We start from the raw sequence: 12,282 nt of genomic DNA on the forward strand, positions 1-12,282 counted from the left end.
AAAGATCTGAATTCCCGTTTTGGGCATCGCCAAGCATTTCTCAGTCCAACTTTTAGGACATACATTGGTAATGCGGTGTTGTAGGACGGAAACTGCCAGGTGCATTACTTAGTGGATAGGCGGGCTTGGAAACTGTGCGAACCATTGCTTGACATAGCTTTTCCGGCAGAAACCTATTACATTTACCCGACTCCAAATACGCTCCCTAAGGAAGTCTTATCTCTTCTCATGTAGAAGTCGCGATCATCGGTGCGGGAATTGTTGGGCTTGCAACCGCCCTCGAGCTGACGAAACGCTTCGACGGCTTGGCAATTGCTGTCCTTGATAAGGAAACAGATGTAGCTAAACACCAGTCCAGCCATAACAGTGGAGTGATTCACTCGGGTATCTACTACAAACCAGGCTCGCTCAAAGCTAATCTCTGCAGGAGCGGGGCTCGCTTGCTTATATCGTTCTGTCAGGAACACGACATTGCGTACGAGATGTGCGGCAAAGTCATCGTCGCCACCACCGAAGCGCAGCTACCTCAACTCGATAAACTCTACACTCGTGGGATCGAGAATGGCTTGGAGCATGTGCGGCTTCTGTCGAGCGAAGGCATCCACGAATTTGAACCTCATGCTGCCGGCATTCGGGGCATCCATGTTCCCGAGACAGGTATTGTCGATTACAAGCAGGTAGCGAGAAAATACGCAGAAATTGTTGGGTCGCGCGGCGGATCGATTCTACTCGGGCATGAAGTAATAGGACTCAGACCTTATGGTAGCAGGACGATTATTGAGACTACGAGCGGTGCCATTAGTGCAGGGGTGGTCATTAATTGTGCAGGTTTGCAAAGCGACAGGGTCAGTAGAATGGCCAGAGCAGCACTCGATTTGAGGATCATCCCCTTTCGCGGTGAGTACTATGACCTGACCCCCGTAGGATGTCGCTATGTAAAAGGACTGCTGTATCCTGTTCCCGATCCGGAATTCCCGTTTCTCGGAGTCCACTTCACACGGCGTCTCTCCGGTGGCGTAGAGGCTGGTCCCAATGCCGTTCTTGCTCTCAAGCGGGAAGGCTATTCGAAGCGCTCCTTCAATCTCATGGATGTTGCTGAGTACGCAACATTCCCAGGCTTTTGGAAGATGGCTTCCAAGCAGTTCCTCCGCTCCATCGACGAGTATCACCGCTCTTGGAGTAAGGCGGCCTTTGTGAGGTCACTACAGAGTCTGGTACCTGAACTTACGGGTGATCACCTTGTCCCGGGAGGCTCGGGGGTTCGTGCTCAAGCGCTTGGGAGCCAAGGGTCTTTGCTTGATGACTTCCGCTTTACATACACTGCAGGAATGATGCACGTCTGCAATGTTCCGTCGCCGGCGGCTACGGCTTCACTGGCCATAGGCAGATATATTGTGGATTCGTTATTGAAAAGCGATTGCACAAATCTCGCCGAGCTTCTTCGCTTACAAAGCACTAGGTGATAGGCAAGTTTGTTTAATCTGGAAAAATAAATTCGCCATACCGATATCTGTTGGCCGCAATGTCACTAATGTGACATTGCGGCATTTTACGTTAACGACCATCCACTAGCTGGATAGAGTGGGCATGTTACAACGATCAAAAGTGAGCAATAAAGTTCATAAACTTTGTTCGGATTAAGTCAGCACCGAGCTGGTTGCGTTGAATCGAAACTAAATCTATGTAACAGTTAATAAGTCTTCTTAGCTGAACATTCCCCGCCGAGAAGATCCTCAAGCCAGCCTGCAATTCTGATACTCCATACCTGCCTGTCGTACCCTCAACGGTTTTAGTACCGGTGTGTAATGCTTTGTCATTCTCTGCCTCTTAGTTAATTAATCTTGCACGATATAAGGGGTATGTTGATGCACAGCAGGCGCCGCTCTATATTCAACCAGGCTATGGTGTACGGGAAGACAGATCCTAAACCGGTATCCGCGCTTTCTGATTCAAGCAAAAGACCTTTCAACTACAAGTTTTCTCAGACAAACCGTCTAGCTCTGATGTGTCTACTGGTCACCTTCATCGCAGGATGCGGATCAGGCATCTCGCGGGTGAGTGTCGGCATGCTCCGTCTCTTACCAGGTTCAGTGGATTTCGGCGATGTAGCACTCGGAGAAGTGGTCAAGAGTAATGTAGCCGTCGTAAACGATTCGGCGACTCCCCTTGTCATTGGTCAGGTCAGCCTCGACGCTGCAGGGTTCTCGCTGATGGGCGACGAGGCGCTTCCAATTGCGATTGCGCCTCACGCAACACACACCCTTGTTGTTGGTTTTCAACCTTCAACTTCCGTCGACTACGCCGGACAGCTTACTGTCCTCGACACACTGGCGCGTCCAATGGCGCAGATTGCAGTGAGTGGATCAGGTCGTCATAGCAGGAGGCTTTCACTCAGCTCAACCAGCCTCACGTTTCCAGGTGTCAATGTGAACTCTACGTCAGTCCAGACCTTGACATTAACGGCAAGCGAAAGCTCATCAGTGACCATCAATTCCATTACAGCTTTAGGGAGTTCCTTCAGCCTCGTCCCGATAAGCTTTCCTGTCACGTTGAATCCGTCTCAATCACTGAGCCTCAGGGTGAAGTTTATTCCGGTAGCGGCTACAAACTTTACGGGGAGCATCACCATTGAAAGCAATTCATTCCATTCAACTGCCACTGTCAGCCTTTCAGGATCTGGAATTCTTGCCCCGCAAGCCCTCTCACCAGCGCTCGGGGTCAGTGCCACCACGCTGAACTTTGGTACAGAGTCGCTCAACGTAGCGGGAACACAGGCCTTGACGCTCACATCCGTTGGTTCATCGGCACTAACGATCAATTCTGAGTCACTCACAGGTAGCGGATTTACCGCTTCGGGCACAATATTTCCGATTACCCTCCAGCCCTCGCAGAGCCAGACGTTGAACGTCACATTCAAACCCTCGGCAGCCGGTGCGGTGACGGGACAACTCGCCATCACCAGCAACTCGGTAAACGGCAACACCACCTTAGTCAGCCTTGCGGGAACGGGAGCTGCGTCCCAGAATCCAGTGCTGGGCGTAAGCGCATCCAGCCTGAATTTTGGGAGCCTTGCCGTAGGTAGTTCTTCGACGCAGGCGCTAACGATGACCTCAACCGGGTCTTCTGCGCTCACTGTCACCTCTTCCACTGCGAGTGGCGCGGACTTCGCGCTCATAGGAGGAAGTTTCCCGATTACCCTCGCACCTTCGCAGTCTGCTGTTCTTCAGCTTCGTTTCACACCAGCGTCATCCGGATCAGCTACGGGAACACTCTCTATCGCAAGTAACTCCACAACGGGAAGTACTACATCGATAGGATTGAGCGGCGTTGGTACGGCCGTCGCCCACGAAGCCGATCTCAGTTGGACTGCACCGAGCACATCGGCAGACCCCGTCGAAGGCTACAACGTCTATCGCATCAGTAGCACTGGAGACACCACACTGTTGAACTCGTCGCCCAATGTCTCAACCTCGTATGTCGACCATTCTGTCCAGAGTGGGTCACAATATCAATACATCGTGAAGAGTGTGGATGCAAATGGGACAGAAAGCGTCGCGTCGAATGAGTTCCTCGCGCTTATTCCCTAAGCCAACTACTATCTTTAGCAACTTTAACAATCGCAGTGATCTTTAGGGACGTATCTTTACCAGATGAACGTGTAAGCCCGCTACAGGTCAGGTCCTCCAGCTTCACTCAGAAGTAATTCTTTCTGACGAAGTTGGAGGACCTGAACTATAAGTGACTTTCTTAGAGCTTTGGAAGGTACTGTGCGGCTACACTCCTGCTATGGCTTTCAAGTACCTCCTTACCGCTCTCCTTCTGTTTCCTCTTGCTGCCTTCGCCCAAAAAGCTACGCCGAAGCCCGCTCCGCCACCTCCGCTAAAATCGCATGAGGTCCATGCTAATCGGACGGTCACCTTTCGCTTCAGGGAGGCGGCCGCGGCAAAAGTGGAGTTGAATCTGGAGGGAGTAGCGAAGCCTGTTCCGATGGTGAGGGGACGGGATGGGATCTGGAGCTACACAACCCAGCCTTTGGCGCCGGAGATCTATGGTTACAGCTTTCTAGCGGATGGTGAGCCGCGCATCGATCCGGCGAATCACAATCTGCATCCGAACATCGCCTTCTCGGCAGGGAACAGCGTGGAAGTGCCAGGTGACGGACCACAGCCTTGGGATGAGACCTCTGTCCCGCATGGAACGCTGCACGTGCATCGGTTCACCAGCACCGTAGCAATTGGTCTGCAAGCAGATCAGGAGGAGGTCGTCGTCTACACGCCGCCGGGGTATGACGCGACCGCAAAGAAGCCGTACCCTGTGCTGTACCTCCTGCATGGCTGGAGCGGGGTTGCAAACACCTGGGATAACGAGGGGCAGGCGAATCTCATCCTCGATAACCTGCTGGCGGCAGGAAAGATCAAGCCGATGGTGGTCGTCATGCCGCAGGGATATGGCGACATGAGCTTTGTACAGAATGGGTTTGATATCTGGCAGGACCCTGTTCCCGTGGAGCACAACACGCAGCTTTTCATGAAGATGCTGCTGACAGAGATCCTGTCGCAGGTCGAGGCAAACTACGATGTGTCGAAGGATCGAGAGCAACGCGCAATAGCAGGACTGTCGATGGGCGGACTCGAGTCGCTCGATACGGGGCTGCACAATCCGGACAAGTTCGCTTGGGTCGGCGGATTTAGCTCAGCCGTGCACAACCTGGACTACGAGCATCAATTGGCAGATCTTGATCCGAAGGCTGCGAACCTGAGGCTCCTATGGATTGCTTGTGGGACTGAGGATGGGTTGATCAAGGCCAATCGCAACCTGGTCGGTTTTCTTCAGGAAAAGAAGATGCCCGTGACAGCGATCGAAACGCCCGGTCTTCATGTGTGGACCGTGTGGCGGGATAACCTGACGCACTTCGCGCCGCTGCTGTTCCAGGATAAGTAGCGCTATTTGGCGGCGGGCGTGGCGATCTCCTTCAAGTAGGCGGGGCTGAGGGTGCCTTTCTTCTGGGCCAGTCCTACGAGGGTGGGATAGAACTGGACGAACGTAGTGTCGACAGCGGCATGTTCTTCGTGGCAGGTGTAGCAGCTTGCCGGGCGGGGTGTGAGCCTCGCGCTGACCTGGTTGTCAAATTCAAAAAAGCCCCATCCGCCTTTGAGGCGGGCATCCTTCACGTGGATCTCCATCCCCATGACCTCGACGGATTGAGTCTGCCCGTGTTTGTTGATAGATTTGCCGCTCTCACCGCCTCGATTTTCAAGCACCATGACCGTCCCGTCCGGCCATGTGCCGACCTGCTGGAAGGCTCGCCAGGCCGAAGGATTCACGAAGACGTTGTCGAACATCGTGTGGCCGTCTGCCTGGGCCTTCGGGTTGTAGCTCATGTTGACGCCAGAGGTCAGGTAGACCCACTCACGATAGTGCTCAGGATACCTAAGCTGCCCGTCGGATGTGTAGGCGGGACCGTCTGCCGGGATCGTGTTCGGCTGACTGGCGGTCGGCATCAAGACAGCAAGGAGCAGGAGTACTGGCAGACGAAGCATCGCAGAACCTCTTGATTTATGAACATCATCGTATACGCAGGGCTGACCGCGATGGTTCCGATGACTTCTATTTGATAGGGATGACCATCAACACCCTGATCTCGCGGATAATGACAGAAGCGCAATGGAATCCTTCTTCTCCCGGTTTAAGAATGCACTCGTTCTGATCGTGATCCTTCTCGTTCAGACGATTGGCCTGGCTATCCAGGTACGCCGTCCCGTGGGCGCGGACGAGCCGGACGGTCGAAAGGTCTACCTGCTGCGTTACTGGGCTACGACTTCGATATCGCCGTTCGAACGATTGATCCAGCGGTTTGGGTCCGGGGTGGAGGGGGTGTGGACCAACTACCTCGATCTGCGCCACACGCGCCGACAGAACGCGGAGTTGCAGCAGCAGATTGCACAGATGCGACTGGAGGAGGCGGCCTTCGCGGAAGATGCCATCCAGGGACACCGGCTGCAAGTGATGCTCGACTTTCAGCAGCACTATGTAGCGAAAACCGTAGCAGCGCAGGTAATCGGCACGAGCGGGTCGGACCAGTCGCGAATGCTGATTATCGATAAGGGGAGCGAAGAGGGATTGAAGCCAGACATGGCCGTGATCACACCGGACGGGATTGTGGGTAAACTTCGCGACGTCTTCGCCCATACCGCGCAGCTTCTCTTGCTGAACGACCAAAGCTCGGGAGCCGGGGTTGTGCTTCAGACGACGCGCATCCGTGCCGTGGTGCGGGGTACGCCAACAGGCAAGCTCCAGATCGGCAACCTGACCGCAGATTCGCGGATCAAGCCAGGCGAGACGATTCTGACCTCAGGTGGCGACCTTGTGTATCCGCGCGGTCTGAATGTCGGGACGGTCGAATCGGTCGCGGCTGATCCGGATCACCAGCCTTATACCGCAATCGTGATCAAGCCAAGTGCGAACCTCTTTCAACTTGAGGAGGTGCTGGTGATTATGCAGACGCAGACAAACATCCCGCTGCGGGCACAACAGGATCTCGCGCGTGGAGCCGCAACAGCCGAGGGAATAGCGGCGCAGGCCGACACGCGGCGCGCGGCCGACTTGCTTTCGGAACGCCTGCCAAGCCTTCACGACGTCGATCCAAAGTATGTTGAGCCCTCCGGCGCGGACGCAAAGTCCTTAGATCCCGCTGCGGCGAGTGCTGTCGGGGCCACGAACAAGGAGGCTGGCGGGACGGTGCCGAAGCCCCTGCCTACCCTGCATTCCGACCACTTTACCCCGGGGACGACACCGCCTGCCTCGAGCTTGACCCCTGGAGCACCGGCCTCCGCTGTGCCGCTGGAGGTGCCCACGCCGACGCCTCGTAAAACGCCCCGGGTAGCTGCTCCGCCAGCGGAAACGCCCCCACCAACGACGGAGCCGCCGCAGTAGCGCTAAACCATGGCCAATCGAAGTTACACCTCCCGTCGCGAGCTTGAAGAGCACAGCTTTCATCCTGCTGTGACGCTGCTCGTGCCTGTCGCCGCCATCCTTGTACAGGTGCTGTTACCGCATGCCTTTCCGCGCGTGGCAATCATGGATCTTCCGCTGATTGTCGTGATCTTCTTTGCGGTGTCGCGACGAAGCCCCATTGCCGGAACGATAACCGGCACGATCATCGGCCTGTTACAGGATGCGCTCACCAACCAGCCGATCGGCGTAAACGGCATGGCAAAGGCGTTGATCGGCTATATTGCCGCCAGTATCGGGGTGCAGGTGGATGTGGAGAACATCAGCACGCGAGTATTGATGAACTTCGGCTTTTCGCTGCTGCAGAGTGCGTTTCTCTTCCTGATCGATAGTCGACTGCTCGGGCTGGCGGGGCACCACGTGCTCTGGAAGCATGAGCTGATTCGAGCGGCCATCAATACCGTAATCGCGATTCCGCTCTTCTTCCTCCTCGATGCTACAAAACGCACGGAGTAAAGAGGCATGAGCCAGCTTCGTTACCTCGATCCTTTCCCATGTTGAGGTACAGCCGTCTAAACTACTGTCAGCGATGTCTACGTCTTTTCCAAATCACGACTTCCTGAACGAGAAACAGGAGAAGGTTGCGCCCGGCAAGCTGCACGCCGCACAGTACATTGTCGCGTTGATTTTGGTGACCCTGTTTGCCGGGCTATGGAGGCTACAGGTTCTGGGAGCGAGTAACTATCGACTACTGGCCGAGGCGAATCGCATCCGCAAGGTGCCAGTGCTCGCACCCCGAGGCAAGCTCTTCGACCGCGAGGGTCGAATTCTCGTCGATAACTATCCTTCGACTTCCTGCTATCTGCTGCGCGAGCAGGTGAAGGACGCGGCTGCCGACCTTCCGCTCATCTCGGCTGGACTGCACCTGCCGATCGAGCAGATCCAGGCGACAATTCGGCGCTTTGAGGCTACGCCCGGATATCTCGCCATCCCCTTGAAGCAGGACATCACTCCAGATGAGCAGGCCTTTGTCGAGGCGCACCGGAATGAGCTGCCAGAGCTTGAAACCCTTGATGAACAACGCCGTCTGTATCCGCGCGATGGCTTTGCAGCGCACCTGATTGGGTATGTCGGCGAAGTGTCCGAGCAGATGCTGAATGACCCGAAATACGCCTTCTATGCGCCGGGTGACGTAGTTGGGCGGTCGGGCGTGGAGCAGACGTACGACGCGCTGCTGCGAGGTAAGGACGGTTCACGCGACTTGATCGTGAATAGCCACGGCAAAGAAGTTGGGCGTCTCGGGCAGGAACTTGCCGTGCCCGGCGAGGACCTGAAACTGACCATCGACCTCGATATCCAGATGGCCGCCGAGAAAGCGATGGAAGGCAAAATCGGAGCGATGGTCGCGATGGACCCGCATACAGGCGAGATCTTGGCGATGGTGTCCCGTCCTACATTCGATCCGAATGAGTTCTCGGGACGGCTGACACGCACCTACTGGTCGTCGATCCTGAATAATCCGGACCATCCACTGCTGAACAAGGCGATCCAGGCGCAGTTGGCACCAGGTTCGACCTTCAAGATCATCATGTCGCTGGCGGGACTGGAAGAAGATAAGGCGCAGGATCTAAAGGTAAATTGCCAGGGCGGAGCGAGCTTCTACGGGCACTTCTATGCCTGCGATAAGCACCACGGTGGAGTGGACATCCACAATGCCATTCCGCTTTCTTGCGATACGTTTTACTACACGCTCGCGAATCGCCTGGGTATCGACACTATCGCCAAGTATGCGTCGGCATTGGGTATAGGCCAGAAGACGGGAGTGGATCTGCCCGATGAGGCGACGGGCATCATGCCATCCACGATGTGGAAGATGAAGACGCAGCATGCCAAGTGGTATGCAGGCGAGGTGATCTCAGTTGGCATCGGGCAGGGTGCGGTGACAGTGACCCCGATCCAACTAGCGCGTGCGCTCGCCGGGGTAGCCTCGGGCGGGTCGTTGAAGCGGCCACATATCGTGTTCCCGAGCGAGGTTCCGAACGAGGAACAGGAGGCTTTGGCGGCCACGTTCCCGGGTTCGGGCGACAAGGTCGTTCCGGTTCGCAAGGACAACTGGCAGTTGATCTCGGACGCCATGGCGCAGACCACGATCAGCGGTACTGCCGCTGCCGCGCACCTCGAAGGCATCGACTTCATCGGCAAGACGGGCACCGCGCAAGTGATGAGCCACGATGCGCTGGCACGGTCGGGCGGCGGTCATAAGACCGATCCAAACGCCTGGTTTGTGGGAATGGCCCCACGTCGCAACCCCGATATCGTGGTCGCGGTCCTCTGGGAGCACGGCAACTGGGGAAACAACTCCGCAAAGTTGGCGGCGCAGGTGATTGACGCCTTTGTGAACAAGCAGCGCAAGTTGGAGAACAACATCCGGGTAGCCTCGGTCCCTTCACAGGTGCCCAAACCCGAGGCTTCGATAGCCGTTCCGGGCTCCACCATCGTTGCTGTTTCGACTAATCCGCCTCAGGGTACGAATTAACTGATGGCCCGACTCTCTTCATTTCGCGACTTTGACTGGCCGCTCCTGGGCATGGTCTTGCTGCTCTCGATCATCAGCGTACTTGAGATCAAGTCGGCTACCCTCCATACGAAGTTTCACGGCTTCGACCACAAGCAGATCGGCTTTCTGGCTATCGGCCTCGTGCTCATGTTCCTGATCTCGCTGATCGATTACCACCGCCTTCTCGACATCGCGCACTGGGCCTACGGGGTCAGCCTCGCGGCTTTGGTTGCGGTGCTGCTGATCGGTACGAAGGTGCTGGGCGGCCGACGTTGGATCAAGTTTCCAGGCGGCATCCATTTCCAGCCCTCAGAGTGGGTAAAGCTGATCCTCATCGTGGTTATCGCCCGCTACTTCTGGGGACTCGCGGGTCGAGATCTGACGTGGGGCGACGTGGGCAAGGCTGCCGCAATGGTGATGGTGCCGATGCTGCTGGTGCTGAAGCAGCCGGATCTTGGGACGGCACTGACCTATCTGCCGATCCTTATATGTGGCCTGTTTCTCGGGGGGCTCCGGTTCAAGCAGGCCGCTATTATTTTGCTGGTTATTGCGATCGTTGGCGGCGGTGCGTGGCGCACGGGCAAGGTGTTGAAGCCATATCAGAAGGCGCGCCTCACAAGCTTTATGGACCCGGACAGTGATCCGCGAGGTGCTGGTTACCAAATTAAGCAGTCGCTCATCGCGGTGGGATCGGGCGGGATCTGGGGGAAGGGAACGAACAAGGGGACGCAGACCCAGGGCGACTTCCTGCCGATTCCGTACACCGACTTCATCTTCGCGGCGTTCTGCGAGGAACACGGATTTATCGGTGCAATAGGCGTGTTGCTGCTGTACTTCCTCATCCTGATGCGGCTGATCCAGAACGCACAGACGGCGGCTGACCTGCCCGGATCCTTCATCATCATGGGGGTAGTAGCCGTGATCGTCTTTCAGATCGCCGTGAACGTCGGCATGGTCGTAGGGCTGATGCCGGTGACAGGCATTCCACTGCCGCTGATGAGCTATGGAGGATCCTCGATTCTCTTCACCTTTCTGGCGCTCGGTATCGTGATGAATATTCGAATGCGGCGCTTCGTGAACTAAAGCCGTCGTGACTTTCAGGATTGCCCTCGCGTAAGCTCGTTTGCGGAGAACGAGATGAGCTTTATCCGGGCCATAGTGCGCGCTTCGTTGCTGGCTGTGTTGATCGGAGCGTTGCAGCCGGGTTTTCTCCTGTTCGGGCAGGAGCCTGAGAAAGCACCCGTCACGACGATCAAGGTGGCGTCGCGGCTGGTCTTTCTGGATGTCACAGTTCTCGACAAAAGCGGCCACCCCGTAGTGACGGGGCTTACGCGGGACGACTTCACGATCAGCGAGGGTAAGAGACCTCAACGGATCTTCTCCTTTGAGGCGCCAGAAAGCCACACCACCGGTGATGAGGCCGCGAGCGATGACACTGTCGGTAAAGCGCCGGTGACAATCTTAGTGCTGGACCTATTGAACTCAAGCTACGACGACTTTGCGTACATCCGCTTCGAGCTTGAGCGATACCTCACAGCGCAACCGGCACAACTCGCGACCCCCTGTGAACTGATGGTGCTGGGAAACAACTCGCTGCAAATGGTGCAGGGCTACACGCGGAACAGGGAAGACCTGATCTCTGCGTTACACCATATGCCGAGAGCTCTGCCGTACAAGCTGAGCCCGGCATTTATCGGAGAGCGGTTTATCCAGTCCACAAGCGCTCTCAAGCAGATTGCATTACAGAATAAGGGCATTCCAGGACGGAAGAACATTATCTGGCTCGGCCAGGGGTCGCCCAGCATCAAGGCTGAGGATGTAATCGGCAAGTCACAGGAGTGGGTCGGTCGCTACATGCGCAACACAACGGACCTGCTGGTGGATGCGCGGGTGACGCTTTACGTGCTTCACCTCTCCCTAGGGTTGTCTCTGGAGACGATGTATGTTGCCGCAGCAGCAAACTCCGCCCAGCATGGTCACGATCCGTTCGCAGAGGGCCTGAACTTCGGGGTGTTCATGAGCGAGACCGGAGGGAAGTTCTTCTACAACCGGAACGACGTTGACGGCGAGATCAAGGATGCGCAGAAGCTCGGATCAAACTATTACACGTTGACCTACCAACCCCAGGAGAGCGTCTCCGCCGACACGTTCAAGCCGATCAAGGTAACAGTGCGCAACAGTGAGTTCACCGTGATGACGAAGACAGGGTACTTTTCTCCGGAGACCGTTGGCACGGTCGAAAGTCGTCACCACGTCATTACGGACCTCAATGAGGCGGTGTTGTCCGATGTACCGTTTCGCAATCTTCAGATGGCCCTTGGTCAAGTGGTGCGACATCCGGATACAGGTACGGCGGAGTTCACGGTAAACCTTGGGCTCAAGGATCTCTCATGGCAGCAGGGTGAGGATGGAAAGAGCACGGCGAACCTGCGGCTGGCCGCCGTCTGCATGACGGCCCAGCGAGGAATTGCCGCTTCGCGCGTCGAGACGGTGACGGTGCAGTCGCCAACGGATGACCCCACGCTGCGGCCAAAGTACATCACGCAAGTGTCCCTGACCTTGCGAGTTCCAAGACAGACAAAGAACATTCGTGTGGTGATGCAGACAGTCGAAGGAGGACGGCTCGGCAGCGTAGATGTAGATCGGAAGACGTTAGACGCGGCGTCCGCGACACCTACTCCAGCGGCGACGCTGATCGCTCGGCCGACGCCGCGGTCCCGCGACGTGCCAGCCAAGCCTTGAAACCCATTATGGTGTGGTTGGGGAGGATCGCT

9 protein-coding genes are annotated in these 12,282 nt (G+C 56.3%); 8 read left to right on the plus strand and 1 reads right to left on the minus strand.

The genetic code is table 11. The features are described from left to right. Window positions 1–245 precede the first annotated feature (245 nt). From lhgO to OHL20_RS13550, 3 genes are all read left to right on the plus strand, one after another. Entirely contained in the window at window positions 246–1,463 is a 1,218-nt protein-coding gene (gene lhgO, locus OHL20_RS13540; RefSeq protein ID WP_263385013.1) for an L-2-hydroxyglutarate oxidase, read from the plus strand. 603 nt (window positions 1,464–2,066) lie between these two features. Continuing rightward, window positions 2,067–3,587, plus strand: coding sequence for a choice-of-anchor D domain-containing protein (locus OHL20_RS13545; protein ID WP_263383708.1), 1,521 nt, complete (start codon window positions 2,067–2,069; stop codon window positions 3,585–3,587). A gap of 151 nt (window positions 3,588–3,738) precedes the next feature. Further along, window positions 3,739–4,941, plus strand: a complete 1,203-nt coding sequence (locus OHL20_RS13550) for an esterase (protein ID WP_263383709.1) — start codon at window positions 3,739–3,741, stop codon at window positions 4,939–4,941. A 2-nt stretch (window positions 4,942–4,943) separates the two neighbouring features. On the opposite strand, the gene OHL20_RS13555 is transcribed toward OHL20_RS13550, so the two are convergent. Then, window positions 4,944–5,540 carry a cytochrome P460 family protein gene (locus tag OHL20_RS13555; RefSeq protein ID WP_263383710.1) on the minus strand — a complete coding sequence of 199 codons (597 nt, stop codon included), beginning with the start codon at window positions 5,538–5,540 and terminating at the stop codon, window positions 4,944–4,946. A 124-nt stretch (window positions 5,541–5,664) separates the two neighbouring features. Here OHL20_RS13555 and mreC point away from each other — a divergent pair, with 124 nt between their 5' ends. The 5 genes from mreC (at window position 5,665) to OHL20_RS13580 (ending at window position 12,250) form a co-directional block, all read left to right on the plus strand. Continuing rightward, a complete protein-coding gene (gene mreC / locus OHL20_RS13560) occupies window positions 5,665–6,933 on the plus strand; it encodes a rod shape-determining protein MreC (RefSeq protein WP_263383711.1) in 1,269 nt (422 codons plus the stop codon). A gap of 9 nt (window positions 6,934–6,942) precedes the next feature. After that, window positions 6,943–7,467: a rod shape-determining protein MreD gene (gene mreD / locus OHL20_RS13565; RefSeq protein ID WP_263383712.1), complete on the plus strand. Its 525-nt coding sequence runs from the start codon at window positions 6,943–6,945 to the stop codon at window positions 7,465–7,467. 73 nt (window positions 7,468–7,540) lie between these two features. Then, complete coding sequence (gene mrdA / locus OHL20_RS13570; RefSeq protein ID WP_263383713.1) at window positions 7,541–9,487, plus strand: penicillin-binding protein 2; 1,947 nt, start codon at window positions 7,541–7,543, stop codon at window positions 9,485–9,487. Between the two features lie 3 nt (window positions 9,488–9,490). Beyond that, window positions 9,491–10,591: a rod shape-determining protein RodA gene (gene rodA / locus OHL20_RS13575; protein ID WP_263383714.1), complete on the plus strand. Its 1,101-nt coding sequence runs from the start codon at window positions 9,491–9,493 to the stop codon at window positions 10,589–10,591. Window positions 10,592–10,645: 54 nt separating this feature from the next. Further along, a complete protein-coding gene (locus tag OHL20_RS13580; protein ID WP_263383715.1) occupies window positions 10,646–12,250 on the plus strand; it encodes a VWA domain-containing protein in 1,605 nt (534 codons plus the stop codon). The last annotated feature ends 32 nt before the right edge of the window (window positions 12,251–12,282 follow it).

Source organism: Granulicella arctica, from assembly GCF_025685605.1.
Classification (GTDB): Bacteria; Acidobacteriota; Terriglobia; order Terriglobales; family Acidobacteriaceae; genus Edaphobacter; species Edaphobacter arcticus.

Excerpts from the sequence above, each read along its gene's own strand:
- rodA (WP_263383714.1), top strand. The coding sequence starts at position 9,491 with ATGGCCCGACTCTCTTCATTTCGCGACTTTGACTGGCCGCTCCTGGGC.
- OHL20_RS13555 (WP_263383710.1), bottom strand. The coding sequence starts at position 5,540 with ATGCTTCGTCTGCCAGTACTCCTGCTCCTTGCTGTCTTGATGCCGACC.
- mrdA (WP_263383713.1), top strand. The coding sequence starts at position 7,541 with ATGTCTACGTCTTTTCCAAATCACGACTTCCTGAACGAGAAACAGGAG.
- OHL20_RS13580 (WP_263383715.1), top strand. The coding sequence starts at position 10,646 with ATGAGCTTTATCCGGGCCATAGTGCGCGCTTCGTTGCTGGCTGTGTTG.
- OHL20_RS13545 (WP_263383708.1), top strand. The coding sequence starts at position 2,067 with ATGCTCCGTCTCTTACCAGGTTCAGTGGATTTCGGCGATGTAGCACTC.
- mreD (WP_263383712.1), top strand. The coding sequence starts at position 6,943 with ATGGCCAATCGAAGTTACACCTCCCGTCGCGAGCTTGAAGAGCACAGC.
- mreC (WP_263383711.1), top strand. The coding sequence starts at position 5,665 with ATGGAATCCTTCTTCTCCCGGTTTAAGAATGCACTCGTTCTGATCGTG.